Source organism: Bradyrhizobium sp. UFLA03-84 (assembly GCF_002289535.1).
Classification (GTDB): domain Bacteria; phylum Pseudomonadota; class Alphaproteobacteria; order Rhizobiales; family Xanthobacteraceae; genus Bradyrhizobium; species Bradyrhizobium viridifuturi.
Window position 1 is genome coordinate 224,186 of the sequence record NZ_NSJY01000011.1, and the last position, 16,295, is coordinate 240,480.

A 16,295-nucleotide genomic window follows, 5' to 3' on the forward strand; every position below is an offset into this window, starting at 1 on the left:
GATTGAAGATTGTAGCGGTGGCAGCGGTTTTCCTTGGAGAAGCGATTTCGATCATCGCCGAGTTGATTGCCTCAAGGCGGTTTGGAAAGGCGGGCGGGGATGTGACAATGCTCCCGCCGATGTTTCTCCTGATATCTTTCGGTGGCATCCTTCTCGTTTTCGGATACGCGCTGGGCTACATGCATCTGAAGAATATCTGGATCATTGTCGCAATATCGGTGGGAGCTATTCTGGTGGTGGAGCCGATACTCACTCTTCTCCTCTTTAGAGACGTTCCGACGACCGGTTCGCTGATCGGGTTGATGCTCGGTGCGCTTGGTACGCTCGCTGCCGTATGTCTATGAGGCTGATCTGACTGAGCCTGCATGGGTACCAGCTTCGCCGAGATGTAGTTGCAAAAGACCTGCGCATCGTCGGTTCTGCTCGCTTCGGCCCGGGCTAATGCTGTTGCTGATCGGCTTTCTACGCTTCATCAGGGGCGGTGCGTGGCCGCTGGCTTCGTAAACTCTTCTCGAAGTCTCCTTGCCGGATAGTGAGACGCGTGCCGGGCGGCCGTAGGTCTTGATCAGTCTTCGCTGGCCAATTTCTGCCCGACCACAGCGTTGCCTGGTGCTCTCCAGCACTTGGATGGCTTCGTCCAGTTCGTGTGAACACACCACTGGCCAGGAGGCAGGATGATCAGGGATCGCCTCGCGGCCGGTACTATCGCATTCGGCAAAAGCAGATCACGACCAGCACAGGTCAGTCCGTGGTCATGTGCTTCAGCTGATTATCCGGCAACATACGCGGTCATCCCCCACTTCAGCAACACAGGAGCTGCGATGGGAAATGAAACCACAGGCGACATACGCTTTTTTGCGTATCCCTGGAGAACGCTCTTGGTCAGCTACTCGTCAGCCAAGCGGTCTATCCAGGCAGGCTGCACATCGTCGACTTAATCGGAGATAAAGCATGACGGGCATTGGCCGATCCGGGAAATCGCATGTTGGGGCGGCAGCAGCCGACAGCGCCGGGGAACTCGGCGTCGTGCCGGGGGAACGCAGTCAATCCTTCGACGCCGTCGTGGAGCGGATGCGCTCCGGGCCGGAGGAGCGGGCCGTGCCGCTCGCGAGCCAGCCACCAGATTCAGATATGGTGGCGCCAACGCGGCACGAGATCAGAGCAGCAAAGCAAAGATTGGAGAGTCTCCTTGAGGAGCTTGAAACTTGTCGTCAAGCGGCCATGCGTGCCCGGGACTTGCCCGAGGCGCAAGAGCTGATCGACCAAGTCGTCAGGGCAGGCTCAGCAGCTCTGGACTACTACGCCGATCTGCCCCCAAATTTGGCGCGTCGCATTCTGCCCGACGATCGGGCCCGCCGTCTCCGCGATGACGTGCTTGACGCAGCCACCCAATGTAACACCGTGGCCAGGCAGATTGTTGACCAACTGGAGAACAAGAGAAAAGAAGCGTTGAGATGCCTCGAGAGGTTGAAAGGCATCGCAACGCCCCACCAGCTGAGCCGCTCGGTTACAAGCGTGGCGGAACATTATGCGGCCCACATGGAGTGGTGGGGAAAGAAGACGGTGCGCTTGGAGCGGATGCAATCTGTCTGCGCAGCCACTGCGGACTTGCCAAGCGCTACGCCCGCGATGCGCAAGGCCGAAGAGGCCGCGCTAAGGCTGCATACCGGTCATGCGCTCAATACGAAGTGCATGTATCTGCAAACCCGGATAGCTCTCGCGGAGCTCCTGATTGACTCGCAAGCGAGCACGTTGGAACCAGACGCGCACGAGGCCCTCATGGACGAGAACGGGCGGGTGCGTCTGCTCGGGACCTTCATCGAAGATGTTTTTCCAGCATTCGTCTCGACCGGCCATGCCGTTCTGAACAGCAACGGGGCACCGCTCGACGCCGAGCATCGCGCCGTTCTGGAAGGTGTCATGGAGCGGCTTTCGGAATTCGCTTCAGGGGTGAGTTCCATGGTTGCCACGCTGAGGGAAGGCGGATCAGGAGCTGACCTTCCGTTGCAGTTGCTGGACCAGATCGTGGAAAGTGCGTGGCTTACGGCGAACGAAGTCATGCGGTTGCTGGCAGTGCAGCCAAAATTGGCAGCCACACTTGAACCGCCGGCCTGGGCTGCGCTGCCGGAAAATACCGCCATGGTGGGCGAAAGCGGCAGAGCGCGCAGAAAGGGCAAAGGAAAGCGCGCAGCGGCCGCAGGCGAGGGGAGTTCGACGGCGCGCCCGCCCGAGCCGCAACTCGCCAGGCCCGATGCCGCCACGGCCCCGACCGGCAAGGTTATCGTGCTCTCGGACCTCGGTACCAAAAAACTCGCGACCGCGGAGGAGGCACGCGCGAGCGCGTCAACCTCTGCTACCGAGCACCTCCAGATGTGGCAGGCTCCGCCCTCCAGGAAAGCGCTGGCGGGATTACTCGAGCGACTGGACGAGCTGGTGCAATTTGATCTACCGGCTCAGCAAAGTGCCATCTCGCAAGCGCGCCAGATGAAGCCCGAGGACGCCGACCACGTCTTGGATCTCGTCAGCAAGCGCTTGCAGACGCAGGCTGCCGAGATTGAGGCCTGTGTAGTCGCGCTGGAGGAGCCTCGCCGCCGGGGCCTGCTCACGCCGATGCAAGTGCCCGAAGTGCACGAGAAAATATTTCGGCTCAAGGCGATGCGGTCCGAGGTGCAGGGGCAGGCAAACTCATTGAACTTGCGAAAGGCCGCAATAACGAGCGATTGCATGAAGATCTATGGGTTTCCGTCGCAAAGGTACCTTGAACAATTGCGGGGGGCGGGGGAGTTGGCGCCAGTCGATCCACCGCGCGCCTTGCAGGGAGAGCCAGGGAAGCTGTTCGAGGTCAAGCTGCAGCCCAAGGCGCTGAGCAGTGGTGCGAGGCCAAGCCCGATGTGGCTGCACATCCATACCAAGCGGCCGGTACATGCCTGGCAATTGCTAATGCTGGGGGACCGTGACTTCGCCGCTTGCCACGTGAAGTCCGATGAACAGCGCGGCTATAATCGGCACTGGCAGAACGCTCGAGCCGCCGAGGGGCACAATAACGTCGTGATCCACCGCGGCAAGCTCACACCTGCGTTTTGCAAGTCATTGTTGAGCACCGCAGCTGGCGGCCAGGCGTTGTACCACCTTTCCGATGCTGGGCACGTGTCAGCGCAGATGGGGCGACTGGGAATCTAGTGAGCTTCTTGTCTTGCGGCAGTATGCCGTTCGATGGCAGGTTTCATGCCTCCAGGTCGGCTCGGCGGATTGCCTGAGCCGCACCGGGCTCTTCAGATTCCACCTCCCCAACGGGTGGAGCTCGGAGGAAGAGAACACGCACCAAATCCACGAGAGGCTCGTTGGCCGGAGAGCCGGATCATTTTCGATCACGGGCAAGTAAGCTCTCACTATGAGGCCATTGGTGGCGCCGAAAGCCAACCGCTGAGCGCGGCAGCCGGAGAAACATGTGCGTGATCCCGAAGACGATACGGCCGGATGCCGTCGCGCTCGTTGCGAAAGGCCGGCATGTGCGCCGCCAACTGACAAGTAAACCTCCAGAGGGATTGCTTCGATGGTTGGCATGCCAAAAGAAAACCATGCGCTCTGGTTTGACGAATCGACTTCGCAATGCACAATGAGCCCGCCTGTCCGTTTGCTTCACTTGGATAAGGCGACGAGAGCCCTAGCATCCCGGCCTCCAGGCCCCCAGAAGGTGCTAGGGCTTTTCGTTCTTCGGAGTGTCCCAGCCGGTGAGGGCGGAGCTGCTTCTCTGCAAACACTGATCCTGTGACGGCCACGACCGCGTCGGCGTGGCGGGAAGCTCGTTGTGCTCCGCTGGCCTTTGCGGATTCGAGCGGGAAGCTCTGGCGACTATAACGGGGGCATAGTGGCCTATCGGCGAGCGAAATGCCTCGCTTTCCTCCGACGACAAGTGCGACGAATTTGAAGACGGTACAGATCTCGGCGGACACTTTGATGGTCGACGTGCGCTACCCGATCAACTCCCCCGCCGGCCACCCAGATCAGGCATTATAGATGCTGCGGAACGCTGCTTCCGAGCAGCGCGACAAGAGATGTCGCGCTTTCTCGCACCCTTTAGCCTCAGCCTCTCGTCTCTGACTTTCTTTACGGATTCGATTCGCTAGCGGTCCGATAATCATCCAGATTCCCGTCCAGAAATAATACCTCGCGCTCCTCGGCTGGGGTATCGCTCACCACTAAGGCGCTTCGATCGAGACGTTGAACTGCCAACCGGACTTGGCACTACAGCCGAGCAAGCCTTGCGGTGTGTCTGCACCGAAGCCATAACAAAGAGGAACCAGAGCGATCCCCATAATCGTCGTGTCGTCCGTGAAGAAATCGCGTATTCACTAATCGCAAGGGGACGCAGGGGTCGTCGGGAAACCCGCACGGTTCCAACCATTGCAACGCACAGTGTGCCATGATCAACAAACGAGGGTGCTTCGATTGCTTCGACAGCTGCATCGATAGCTTCGATGGCTGGGCGAGAGCTTGAGCATAAATGGCTCCGCTGACTCCGATCGACTTAAGGCGAGGCCCTGCCGAGATATCTGAACGTATCCATTCCGTAGATAGACCCAATCAAGAAAATCAATTTTACCACTTGCGGTGCGGTCATATAGACATGATGGACGGGCTGGGGCCAACCTGGGGAAGCGATTCTAGAATGAAAAAATTCGTGATTGTGACTGCGAGCGCCCTCGCGCTCGGAACGGCGGCGATGCCGACCTTTGTTGCGGAGGTTGCCGCCCAACCGGTCGCCACGAAGGTGCAGGTAGCCGATACATCATATCCTCAATGCGCGGATGATCCGTTGGATGGTATCTGCGACTTATTTTTCTGTTTGACCGATCCGTCGTGCGTGCAGCACTAACGACGGAAGACAATCAAGAATAGAACGAGGATAGAGGCGCCGGCGACTCGCTGGACAGCGGCCGCGTCCTCCTCCGGCTTTAGCCGATTTCCTGTTCTTGCCGGTGAATGATGCTAGGTCTACAGACCTCGATCGCCGTGGCTCCCATTGGTCGTTTCTGCTGGTGGATCGCCGCGTACGAGGCCGGCTGGTTGCCTATCACTATGACTCAATTCTAGGATATAACGACAGAATTGCAGCAACAATCGCTGAACGGGTCGGGGCCAACCTGCAAGACGCGCCCATAAGCCAGGAGAAATGAGTATGACTGCGGCGTCTTCGTGGTTGATGGCACCCGGGCACTGGTCAGTCGATTAGCGGCAGGTCCGCAGCCAGACCTCAATCTAGGAACCTCGTCGTCGATTGGCGGGCACTGCAGAGCCATCTGAGAAGCTGAAAGCGGTCTCGACTCGCCGGCGACTCGGCAAAGAGGCAGGCGGACGTCGCTACTCGGCGTTCCCGATTGAGCACCCCGGGGGCCGTACTTTCCTACATAGCCGCGAACTTCAGAACGCCCGAATACATTTATCTCACCCTTAGCCTCCAAGGCTCGCCTGCCGGTAAAGATCAAAACTTACCGAGTAGTGTGTGCGTCCGGCTCCGTTCAAAGGCCAAGCCAATTGCGATTTGATCAAAGCCGTTGCGTTCCTGTCTCTGAAGCTGTTCTAGTTTCGCCACCGGAGCTTTCTCATCGCGCGGATAAGGACAGGGTGCTTAACAACGATTAGGCAACGAAGCACTGCTGAGGTCCACTTTGTCACCAACGCCGCGACGAGATCTAACCGCGGCTAAAATCGTTGAGTTAAAACGTCCTGCCTAACGTTGCCTCGGCGCGCTTCAAGGTGGATCCCATAGCGCTCCGTCGAGTTCGCAATCGCCAAACAAGAATCGCAAAATTCGCAGCTGGCTTTTAGCCTGCCCCGCAACAAAACATGATTTCTCATGTGGGAAGGCGGACGACAACCTACCAGTCTTGGTGAGTTGATGACCGTGCTGGATCGAGTGATTTGAAGCCAAGCAATGGTAAACGGAAAGTCTGGCGAGTCCTCATCGAGCATCTTCATGCGCTCGCATGGAATCATCGTGCGAAAAGGCTATGTCGGCTCTTCCAATCTAAGCAAAGCCCATTCCTCTATCCGCTAGATATGTCGAACGGCAGCACGTTATCACCGGTTTCCGAAATTTTGCATGCGTACTGGCGTTCCGACCGGTGGTTGCTTCTCGTCGTAGTCGCAGTAGTGCTGATCTCAAGCGCGACCAGCGTCGCAACGCCCTATGTATTTTCGTGTCTCATTGACCGCCTCCCGCGCGAGGAAGACATGTCGGTGCTTGCGTGGGGCTTCGCAGGCTATGCGGTTCTACTTGGGGTAGCCTCCGTATTGCAGCGCATGCTGCAGTATCTGTCCTTTATGACAGCCGAGAACCTGGGCTTCATCGCTGCAACGGGCTTCTTTGATCGCATCCTGAGGAAAACCGCAGCCTTTTTTCTTGAGCACAATCCCGTAGAAATACAGAATGCGGCCGCGCGCGGGCGCAGCGCCCTGACAGCTTTGGTCCAGCTTGGGATCGTGGTCTTCATCCCTGCTGCAACACAACTTCTACTTACGTTCGTTACTCTCGGCGCGCTCCTCAATATGCAGATCGCTGCAATCGTCGTCGTCTATGGGGCTGTCCTGATTACATTGACGTGGAGTTCCACGCGTCGGGCGTACGTGTTCCTGGAACGAGCCAGAGAAGCCGGACAGAACAATGCGCGTTTCGTTGGCAACGTCATGAGCTCCATGGACACCCTGCGCTATTTCGGCAGTCATTCCTGGATGAGCCAGCGCTTTACGATGACGGCGCGGGAGGTGCGTGATAATTGGCGGGCCTATGTGTTGCAACGCGTTGCCTACATCGCCGTGCTCGGCCCAGCGGTCGCGCTACAATTTGCGGTCACGTTTCTCCTTCTCATACCTGAATACCAGGTCGGGGCGGTCACCATCGGGGATATGGTGCTATTCAACACGCTTTTACTCCAGCTCAATATGCCATTCGAGATGGTTGCGCGTGCCATCTCTGACGCGGCGCGGTCGCGAGCCGACCTCATCCCTCTGGCTAGACTATGGGCCGCACCCGAAGAGCGGCGACCATCTCACGCTCAAGATTTCGCGCCCTCCGGTGGCCAGCTCTCTTTCGAGGGCGTTGGTTACGCCTACGACAACGGTCGTGGCGTTACGAACGTCTCGTTTGTAGCTGGGCGGGGTGGGATCACCTTCCTTGTCGGTGAATCGGGATCTGGAAAATCGACAATCTTTAGGCTCGTCTTGAAATCGATTGAACCGGACCGCGGTCGTATTCTGGTGGATGGAATCGATATAGCGGGCATCGAACGCGCGGATTGGTATGCCGCAGTTGCTGTCGTGCCGCAGGACGTGATGTTGCTCAATGAGTCGCTAGCCGACAACATCCTGCTAGGGCGGCCCCGCAACGAAGTGCGCCTTCGTGCTGCGTCGGAAAAAGCCGCTATTCTCCCCTTGATCGAGGCCTTGCCTGAAGGATTTGATACAGCGGTTGGAGAACGTGGTTTGAAGCTTTCCGGCGGGGAGCGCCAGCGTATTGCTATTGCCCGCGCGCTTTATGGCGAGCCGGCGATCCTTCTTCTTGACGAGGCGAGCTCCGCGCTCGACGAAGAAACCGAGCAGGGCATTATGAACCATATCCGTACGCTAGCCAAAGATGTGACCGTGCTGGCGATCACTCACCGCAAGGGCGTCGTTTCTACAAGCGACGTCGTGGTCGACCTGACCGACTGCGGCTTGTCAGTGACATAGGCGAGGGGAATGATCGGCCCGGCGCGTTGACGCCGCACAGAAGGTGCATGGCCGGACGAGATACTTTCGCTGTTCAAGAAGCTACCCACGTCATACAGAGCATCCTCGGCATCTATGAAGGAGTCGGGGCCCTGTGCTCCGGTACTTGTGAAGTATTCCAGGGTGCCGATTGCCACTCTGCGACGCCAGGCGGCAGGGGCGGGCTTAAGTTGGCGATCGGCGGGCTTGCGGTCGGAACAGGCTCCTTCGTCCTGAATTCAGGCTGCACCAGACGGAATTCTGCGCATATGTGTCGCGATTGATGAGCTCGTCGACAAGCCGTTCAAAGAACTTCGGCAAGCTATGTTGTCCAATGAGACAAAAAGCCCCGCTATTCGGCCGTAGTCGGCGCGGAGATCTTAGGGAGGAACTATTGAGGACGGAAGCCTCCGGGCTGACGAACGAGCAGGGCTCCGTTGAGTATCCAAGCCGGGCGTGGTGCTAAGGTAGTCGCGATCTGTAGTTTGTGCCCTGCTAACCGCTGAAGTGTGCAACGGCCAATCTTTCAGTGTCGTTTTCTTCGATACCCAGCACCCATAATAGAGTGTTCAAGGGAGAGTCGGAATCGCGCTCGCGATGTCCGATCACGTTTTTTCCTGGCCCTCCACGTCGCGCTTCTGCCGCCTCTATCTCGTTTGCCGACGGAGGTTTTGAGGATTGAGTCCACCGTCGATGCCTCGAGCAATGAGACCCTACACGCTCACTTGCCGTTAGGCCCCTGCTAAGTAATATCAAGCAGCGGCTAAGTTATTGATTTTTATTGTTGTTTAGACAAACCTTGCGTGTTGTCAGAAATTGTCTTATGTTTCTGACAACGGAGGGAAGCCATGCAAACCGTCGCCGAGCGTATTTTGAGTTACGCTCAAGCACTTCCAGAAGGCACTTTGATCGGTGCCAAGGAAGTTTTGCATTTGGGAAGCCGTGCTGCGGTCGATCAAGCTTTGAAGCGTCTCGCCAAACGCGACGAGTTGATGCGTCTTGCCCATGGGCTCTACGCTCTGCCAGTGAAAACACGCTTTGGCATACGCGCGCCGGCTGCTGAAAAGGTCATCGAAGTGCTGGCTTCCACGCACGCGGAAACGATCGTTCCACACGGAGCCGCGGCCGCGAATAAACTTGGTCTCACTACGCAAGTGCCGACGAAGCTCGTCTATTTGACCTCCGGTCCTGATCGTCAGTTTCGTCTCGGAGCACAGACGGTTGAGATGCGGCATGCACCGCACTGGATGCTTCTGCCGACAGACTCGATTGCTGGACAGGCAATCCGGGCTCTTGCCTGGCTCGGCGAGCGAGAGGCGGGCGAGGCTCTTAAGGTATTGAAGCGCAAGCTGCCCCACGACACTTTGCAGGATCTCGTCGCGCTGCGTCGCGCGATGCCTCCGTGGATGTCGAAATCCGTCAGCCAATCCCTTCTAAATCATGGCTGAACTTTACCTGACGCTCTCTCGTGACGAAAGGCTTGAGGCACTTGGCGTTGCCGCCACCGCCTCAGGCCGCCCGGTCCATCTTTTGGAGAAGGACATCTGGGCCGTTTGGGCCCTGCAAGGACTCTTTGACTCTGAATTGGGTGAGCATCTTGTCTTTAAGGGAGGTACGTCCCTCTCCAAAGGTTACGACGTCATCGAACGTTCCTCGGAGGATATCGATCTCACTTACGATATCCGCTGGATCATTCCTGAGCTTGCCACGGGCGACCCACCCATACCCGCTTCGCGAAGCCAGGCCGACAAGTGGACAAAGCTTGCGCGCGAGCGGCTCACCGACTGGGTCAAAGACAAGACCCTTCCTGCCCTACAGAAACACGCAGCAGCTACAGGAGTCGACGTCACGTTCCGTGTTGAGAACGATGTCATCTATGTCGACTATGAAAAGCTGATCCAGGGCTCGGACTATGTTCCGCCCTGGATCAAGCTTGAATTCGGTGCGCGCTCGACCGGTGAGCCGTCCGAGACGAGAAAGATCACCTGCGATGCGGCGAAATCCCTGCCCGAACTCGAGTTTCCTGTAGCGACCCCAAAAATCATGCTTCCCAAGCGCACCGTTTGGGAGAAAGCAACGGCCGTCCACGTTCTTTGCGCTCAGGGTATCGCGGGCGATCGTGTGTCGCGCCATTGGTACGATCTCGTGAAGCTCGATGATAAGGGATTTGCGCAAGCTGCCTTCGATGACAAAGTGTTGGGGCAGGAAGTCGCCGATTGGAAGAGCAAGTTCTTCCGGGAGAAAGATCGCGACGGCAACGTCATTGACTATCATGCCGCGGTATCCGGCAAGCTTCAGTTAGTTCCTGACGAAAAGATGCGTAAGGACCTTGAGGCCGATTATCAAAAGACGATCGACGCTGGATTACTTCTCGGCGAACCTGAGCCGTTTGAGCAGCTCATGAAACGCTGGGAAGCTCTGCAGCGGCGCGCAAATAGTAAGTAAGGCCGGTTGCTGGAACGGACGCTTCGAAAGATTTCCGACGTATAGAAGCTGTGCTGAGCATTGCCGAAGATAGCCCCAGCACGCGCTGCTGCACTTTGGAAAAATAGCACATTCGCCCCGCTATAGCGTGCTTTGCTTGTTTACAGCGCTGTTAATTTTGAGCGGTGCCGTCTCCGGCATCATGAGCATGGCAAGGAGCCCAGCCGCGCTAGCGATAAGCATGTACCAGGCGGGCGCCAGCGCGCTCCCGGTAAGATAGATCAGCCAGGTGACAACTGGTTGAGCTGTGCCTCCGAAGATCGCTATCGCAAAAGCGTAGATGATCGCGAAGGCGCCACCACGAATATTCTTGGGCAAACCTTCGGCCATGCTCACATAGAAGGCGCTGTACGGAATCGTTCCAATAAGTGTGAGCGCACCGAGACCCCCGAGAAGTGCGACGGCGCTGCGGCTCTCTGAGATCCAGAGGAACACCGGATAGGTCATCAACAACGCAGCGATCTGCGGCCATATCATGATGTGCCGGCGGCCCGCGCGGTCTGCGAGCCAGCCGCCCAGCAGCGCGGCAGCAATTCCTACCGTATTGCTAACGAGCGTGGTGCCAAAGGCGAGAGGCGCGGAAACTTGCAGGGTATTCAGTGCATAGGTGGTCATATATCCCGTGACGTAGGTGATGATCGTGCAACTGGCCAGGACGACGAATCCCAAGCTCATAATACGGCGAGTGGCAGGCAATCTTCTTACAGGGTGAACGCCCGGAGCCGGCGTTTGGGGCCGGTGCAACGTTTCGGGCAAGCCGCTCCGCAGCCAAAATCCGAACGGCAGCGTAACGGCGCCGAGCAAGAGCGCGATCCGCCATCCGTACGCGTTGAGTGCCTCGCTTGTCATGGTCAGGGAGAGTATTTCTCCAACAAGCGCCCCGGCCGTTGCAGCGATCTGTTGGCTGGCAGGCTGAAACGAGACAGCAAGACCGCGCCCCTCGGCCGGCGCCGCTTCCAGCAAATAGGCAGTTGTCGGACCAACCTCACCGCCGAGCGCGAAGCCTTGCACCAAACGTGCGACAATGACCAGGAGCGGAGCAGCAGCTCCTATTGTCCCGTATGAGGGGGTGAGCGCTAACACAAGGATCGCGGCGCTCATCAGGACAAAGCTGGCGGTCATCGCGGGCCGGCGCCCGGCCCGATCCGAATACGAGCCGAGCACGATGGCCCCGATCGGCCTGGTCACAAAACCCGCGCCGAAGGTTGCGAGCGACAGCATGAGGCTGGCGAATGGGTCGCTTGCCGGGAAAAACGCTTGTCCGATCTGGATCGCGAAAAAGCTATAGGTCCCAAAGTCGTAGAATTCGAGAATATTGCCGATCGTTGCACCCAACACGGCGCGCCGGGCCAAGGATTCGTCTGCCGGAACGAGGACCGGCTCCGGTTTCAGCCGAGTAGATTGCTTGCCCATCCTCGATCCGTCTGAGGCGCTATCGCCGGCGAGCATTTCGACCAGCGAGTTCAGGCGCATTGCACTCCACTTGCTCTGCACGTCCTCTAGCTCGAGCTGGGCTGGGCCGCGTCCCGACAGACCAAGCTCACGACGATGAATGCAATAAGAATGCCTGCCTCTTGCTGCCCGTTTCAAAGCTCGACCGGATCGCGGCAATCGTCGGCAAAGATGAGCAAGCGCGTTGCAATTGTCGGGCGCAGCGCTCGTTGTGCTTCTGTGCATGGCGAGTTTGCGACAATATTGGTGGGCACCGAACGGAAGGCGCCTGCTTTCACGTAGATGGCCGCGCATGCACGCAGGGTTCAGCCGGCGCGCGTATGCGCAAAGGATCAGGCAACTGGCCCGGCTTTTGCTCCACTGCTTACCAATTGTGTGCGACCACCTACTTTGTCGGGATTGTCGCTGCCATGCAACGCCTGCTGTCGATGATGCCGCCGCATATGCTCGTTCAATCTGGCGTTCAAACAGTTTAGAATGTGCTCAAACTGCTCATTGACGAGCAAGAGAACCTTGAGGGCGCTGCGCGGATCGCCATTACACGCGGTGACGACCTCGTCTATGCGCCGGCTCACCGAGCATGCTGTCTCGGCCTCGGGGCACGATTACTCGCGCAAGACATAAGGTTCTCCTCGCCGGGGCACTCGCTGAAGCGGCCCGGCGGTCAGTCGCTATCGCTGCCGCGTCAGACGGGTGCCGCTCAAAGGCTGGTGCGGCCGGAGCGCCACTCTCCCGAGGCTTTGGAAGCCTTGCGCGCCTTTAGTTCTATAAAGCATCGTATGGCCGCTGCCGCAGCAGCAGCTTAGGGGCGTCGCCCCTCGGCGCGGCGCAAGGACAGGCCTTCGGTTTTGGCTCCCCCAGGGTCCGCGGTGCCCCAAAAAAATTGTTCCAACTTCCTTCAGCCCTTACGCCTTGCACACTTCGCTACGCGCTGCGAGGCAGGGGTTATGGCGGCTTTTTGCCGCGCACAAACTCAGCCTTAAGGAGAAAAACAACAGCACCAAGACCTCCGCCGCAGCCCGTCGTGATGGTGCCGCGCGGCAAACTGAAGAAGTCGCCCAAGAATGCGCGTAAGATGCCAAATTCGAAAGGCTGAAGTCGAAGTTCTCGCCGCCAGTATCGCATCCTCGAAATGCTGCAATTTCCTGTCCTCGAACCCGAACCCAAGGACAAACCGACCGGCTACTTTCTGGCCAATGCGGGTGAGGGACGCTGTCTCGCTCAGTTGCTTCGGGCCACGCGCAAGGAGATCAAGAAGGACGAGCAAGCCGCATTTTTCCATCCCAACAGCGGATGCTTCTTTGCGACCACCTGGCACGACGGATTAAGCACGCCTCGAGTACGGCAGCATTGATGGCGGCGATCGATGACATTTTGGAATGTTGCACTGACTTGCCAAGCACCACTCCGCACGGCCCGCAATCGAGAATAGCCGATACGCGATCGCGTATATTCGTCTTATATACGTATATGCGTATATTTATATGATATACGGATTTGCGTATATTTATAATATATACGGATTCGCGTATATCGAACGCGGAGATTCACATGACGCAGCATATTGCTCGTACGGAAAAGCAACTCGGCGCCATTCTACGGCGGGCCCGCCGACAGGCCGGACTTACCCAGTCAGGCTTAGGAAAGCAGATCCATCTGCGTCAGGGCACCGTATCCCGACTGGAAGCGGGCGAGCCTGCCATTCAGCTCCACACCCTCATGGAGGCGCTGGCCGCGCTCAATCTTGAACTGGTGGTCCGTACCCGCAGCAAGGCCACCTCGACTGACATCGAGGACATTTTCTGATGGGCCGGCCTCCAGCAAACGCGCCCCTGAATGTGTTCGTCAACGCACGCCTGGCAGGCATGCTCCGACGCGAGTCCAGCGGTGCGATCGATTTTCGTTACACTCCGCAATGGCTCTCCTGGGAATCGACCTTCCCAATCTCGCTATCGCTGCCCTTGCGCGAAGACCGCTATATCGGCGCACCTGTAATCGCCGTTTTTGACAACCTGTTGCCCGATGGCGAACAGATACGCAAACGAGTCGCGGAGCGGGTGGGGGCAAAAGGTACTGACGCCTACAGCATGCTCTCTGCACTCGGGCATGATTGCGTTGGTGCACTCCAGTTTCTTCCACAGCGTGTCGATCCTGCACCTGCCGGTACGATCGAAGGGAAGGCTGTCACCGACCGCGATGTCGCCGCCATCATCAAGAACCTTGCGAGCGCTCCACTTGGGATGGGGGAAGACGACAATTTCCGGATTTCCATCGGTGGTGCCCAGGAGAAGACCGCCCTGCTGCGGCGAGATGGCAAATGGTACAAGCCGACTGGTACCACAGCGACGACGCACATTCTCAAACCGCAAATCGGTCGTTTGCCGAACGGGATCAATCTCTCGAACAGCGTCGAGAACGAATATTTCTGCCTTAAGCTGCTGGCCGCACTTGGCGTGCCAACGGCGAACGTCGAGATCGCCGATTTCGGTGGTCGCCGCACGTTGATTGTCGAACGCTTCGATAGGCGCTGGACCAATGATAAAAGGTTGCTGCGCCTTCCTCAGGAAGATTGCTGCCAGGCTCTATCCGTACCCACCACCCAGAAATATCAATCGGATGGCGGCCCCGGCGTGAAAGACATCCTGCAACTGCTCAAGGGTAGCGATGAACCGACCGAAGACATCGCGACATTTTTGCGGGCCAGCATCGTGTTCTGGCTCATCGGCGCAACCGACGGACACGCCAAGAATTTTAGCCTATTCCTGAGCCCCGGTGGGCGCTTCCGACTCACGCCGCTTTATGACGTCTTGAGCGCGCAACCAAGCCTCGACGCCGGACAAATTCAGCGCAAAGCTTTTAAACTTGCAATGTCGGTCGGCAAAAATCGCCACTATGGAATGACTGATATTTTGCCGCGTCATTTCCTACAGACCGCCGAAATCTCCGGTGTTGGGCCGGCCGTAGTCCACGCAATCTTTGAGGATCTCGTCGAAAACTTCGAGGCCGCCTTTGCGAGAGTGGTAAAGGGCCTTCCGAAGGGCTTTCCCAAAAAATTGGCAGACTCGATAAGAGTCGCCGCTATTCGCCGCATCGGTCTTATAAACGACCGTTGACACTTTCAGCCTAAGGGGTTGCGTGCGAGCCGGCCAGCGCTGGCGGACCAACACCGGTACCGGCAGGATGAGGATCGTCGGCGTGGGTATCAATGTCGACAGCGCGATCATCGCGCCGATGATCGCCGTCGGCGGCGCCGGCGCCAGAATTGCCGGAACGCGATGATCGGCGCGCCGATGATGATCATGGTTACCAGCAACGCCAGCCCCGCGCGCTTCAGGGAGTTCCCGCTATGATGGCCCGATCGCTCCAGAGGAGCTCGATTCGGGCCGCACTTGAGATATTCAACGAACGGGCTGAGTCTCGCTATTACGGGCTCGGTTTCCGAACATCCAGGCCGACTTGCAAGCTGAAGGCGACATCTCCGATCACATCGCAGACCAGCCTAAGGCCGCGAACAGGCTGAGAGCAAACGACGTAAGCGTCGAATAGGTAGCTGCGATGCAGCAGGCTATACTTCCTCAATCTGTAAACATCGCCGAGCTTGACGTTAGTTTCCTCGAACGTTCATCGCTGTTTGTCCATCAATTCCATGTCCACAACCTCCGCTGTTCAGCGTTCGGGGACTGCGGTGAGCACTAATGTCGAGGCCTGGCTCGGTTTGGCGAATGCGATCCAGATTCGCTGCTCTGGCCCGTCCGCCGAGACATTGTCTGCTGTCACGGCGACAACAGTAATGGAGTTGCCAAAGGACTCTGCCATGCTCGTGCAAGACAATGGCGGACGGCTTTGTTCTACTGGAAGCGCCGGTCGCGTTGGGAACAGCAGCACTGAACCGAGTCCAGTACGACGCGCATCTCGGCAAGGGCTTCTTCGAGCGAGATGCCCGGCTATCGAGGCAGGCGAGATCGAAGGCTCGCTCACGCGCATGTGAGCGCCGTCGGCCGTCTTGATTTCGTCATCAGCATATAGAATGTGTGAGACCCAGGAGGGCAGCCGCCAGTGATCGCGGGGACCGGCGGGCTCATGGAGCCGCTCAATTGCGGTTCGCTTTACATTGATGTCTTGGAGAGATGGTAACTTCCTGTCGTGCTCTGGGCGAGCATAACTTGGGAGCGATCAATCGTTCACTGCTGTCCATAGACGCGCTGCGACGACACCAGATCGACATTCTATGGCTTTCGTTGTCGAAACCAGTTCGGATGTTGTTAGAGCAATTTTGCGATATCGGTCAGGTGCGGTGGTTCGGGCGATTGCCCTGGATCGCGCCAATGTCGGCGGATACGCTGCAAGCCGCCTTCAAAGCATCCTACTGGCGGGATGTTTCCAAGCCATGAGACGCAGTGCGCATCGTGGAAGGCGCCGGCTCGCATGTAGGCCCAAAAGAGCGGCTCGGCTGAACGAGAGCTTCGCCCCAGCGTGACGCGTCCGTGCGTCGGAGGATCAACAGGAATTATTCAAATGGCAAGCGTCCGCGGCCGGCTTTTTGGGAAGATGTAGCCCACAGATGCTCTGGGAGACGTAGAGAGGTCGTCAAAGTCACAGACTGTTGAGTTCAG

General features: G+C 57.9%; 12 protein-coding genes. 11 read left to right on the forward strand and 1 reads right to left on the reverse strand.

The window, feature by feature from the left end:
- The first annotated feature begins 2 nt into the window (after positions 1–2).
- From CK489_RS13325 to CK489_RS13360, 6 genes are all read left to right on the forward strand, one after another.
- On the forward strand, positions 3–344 hold the full coding sequence (locus CK489_RS13325) for a hypothetical protein (RefSeq protein WP_245350355.1): 342 nt from the start codon (positions 3–5) through the stop codon (positions 342–344).
- A gap of 607 nt (positions 345–951) precedes the next feature.
- The gene (locus tag CK489_RS13330) at positions 952–3,180 is read left to right on the forward strand and encodes a T3SS effector XopP-like protein (RefSeq protein WP_095732607.1); all 2,229 of its coding nucleotides are present in this window, start codon (positions 952–954) and stop codon (positions 3,178–3,180) included.
- Positions 3,181–4,669: 1,489 nt separating this feature from the next.
- A complete protein-coding gene (locus CK489_RS13340; RefSeq protein ID WP_095732640.1) occupies positions 4,670–4,876 on the forward strand; it encodes a hypothetical protein in 207 nt (68 codons plus the stop codon).
- Positions 4,877–6,060: 1,184 nt separating this feature from the next.
- Complete coding sequence (locus CK489_RS13350; protein ID WP_095732608.1) at positions 6,061–7,728, forward strand: ABC transporter ATP-binding protein; 1,668 nt, start codon at positions 6,061–6,063, stop codon at positions 7,726–7,728.
- An 866-nt stretch (positions 7,729–8,594) separates the two neighbouring features.
- Positions 8,595–9,194: a DUF6088 family protein gene (locus CK489_RS13355; protein ID WP_095732609.1), complete on the forward strand. Its 600-nt coding sequence runs from the start codon at positions 8,595–8,597 to the stop codon at positions 9,192–9,194.
- Positions 9,187–10,191, forward strand: coding sequence for a nucleotidyl transferase AbiEii/AbiGii toxin family protein (locus CK489_RS13360; RefSeq protein ID WP_095732610.1), 1,005 nt, complete (start codon positions 9,187–9,189; stop codon positions 10,189–10,191). The genes CK489_RS13355 and CK489_RS13360 overlap by 8 nt, the downstream gene beginning before the upstream one ends.
- 120 nt (positions 10,192–10,311) lie before the next feature.
- On the opposite strand, the gene CK489_RS13365 is transcribed toward CK489_RS13360, so the two are convergent.
- The gene (locus CK489_RS13365; RefSeq protein ID WP_198960924.1) at positions 10,312–11,643 is read right to left on the reverse strand and encodes an MFS transporter; all 1,332 of its coding nucleotides are present in this window, start codon (positions 11,641–11,643) and stop codon (positions 10,312–10,314) included.
- Positions 11,644–12,814: 1,171 nt separating this feature from the next.
- Between CK489_RS13365 and CK489_RS13375 the strand changes: the two genes are divergently transcribed.
- From CK489_RS13375 to CK489_RS40750, 5 genes are all read left to right on the forward strand, one after another.
- Entirely contained in the window at positions 12,815–13,036 is a 222-nt protein-coding gene (locus CK489_RS13375; RefSeq protein WP_095732612.1) for a hypothetical protein, read from the forward strand.
- 197 nt (positions 13,037–13,233) lie between these two features.
- Positions 13,234–13,488 carry a helix-turn-helix domain-containing protein gene (locus tag CK489_RS13380; protein WP_050399954.1) on the forward strand — a complete coding sequence of 85 codons (255 nt, stop codon included), beginning with the start codon at positions 13,234–13,236 and terminating at the stop codon, positions 13,486–13,488.
- Positions 13,488–14,795, forward strand: coding sequence for a type II toxin-antitoxin system HipA family toxin (locus CK489_RS13385; protein ID WP_095732613.1), 1,308 nt, complete (start codon positions 13,488–13,490; stop codon positions 14,793–14,795). The genes CK489_RS13380 and CK489_RS13385 overlap by 1 nt, the downstream gene beginning before the upstream one ends.
- 22 nt (positions 14,796–14,817) lie before the next feature.
- The gene (locus tag CK489_RS41310) at positions 14,818–14,961 is read left to right on the forward strand and encodes a hypothetical protein (RefSeq protein WP_157348228.1); all 144 of its coding nucleotides are present in this window, start codon (positions 14,818–14,820) and stop codon (positions 14,959–14,961) included.
- Positions 14,962–15,845: 884 nt separating this feature from the next.
- Positions 15,846–16,073: a P-loop NTPase family protein gene (locus CK489_RS40750; protein ID WP_143278145.1), complete on the forward strand. Its 228-nt coding sequence runs from the start codon at positions 15,846–15,848 to the stop codon at positions 16,071–16,073.
- The last annotated feature ends 222 nt before the right edge of the window (positions 16,074–16,295 follow it).

Bases quoted from the DNA above. Each gene is read 5' to 3' on its own strand.
- CK489_RS13330 (WP_095732607.1), top strand. From the start codon at position 952: ATGACGGGCATTGGCCGATCCGGGAAATCGCATGTTGGGGCGGCAGCA.
- CK489_RS13340 (WP_095732640.1), top strand. From the start codon at position 4,670: ATGAAAAAATTCGTGATTGTGACTGCGAGCGCCCTCGCGCTCGGAACG.
- CK489_RS13350 (WP_095732608.1), top strand. From the start codon at position 6,061: ATGTCGAACGGCAGCACGTTATCACCGGTTTCCGAAATTTTGCATGCG.
- CK489_RS13355 (WP_095732609.1), top strand. From the start codon at position 8,595: ATGCAAACCGTCGCCGAGCGTATTTTGAGTTACGCTCAAGCACTTCCA.
- CK489_RS13360 (WP_095732610.1), top strand. From the start codon at position 9,187: ATGGCTGAACTTTACCTGACGCTCTCTCGTGACGAAAGGCTTGAGGCA.
- CK489_RS13365 (WP_198960924.1), bottom strand. From the start codon at position 11,643: ATGGGCAAGCAATCTACTCGGCTGAAACCGGAGCCGGTCCTCGTTCCG.
- CK489_RS13375 (WP_095732612.1), top strand. From the start codon at position 12,815: ATGCTGCAATTTCCTGTCCTCGAACCCGAACCCAAGGACAAACCGACC.
- CK489_RS13380 (WP_050399954.1), top strand. From the start codon at position 13,234: ATGACGCAGCATATTGCTCGTACGGAAAAGCAACTCGGCGCCATTCTA.
- CK489_RS13385 (WP_095732613.1), top strand. From the start codon at position 13,488: ATGGGCCGGCCTCCAGCAAACGCGCCCCTGAATGTGTTCGTCAACGCA.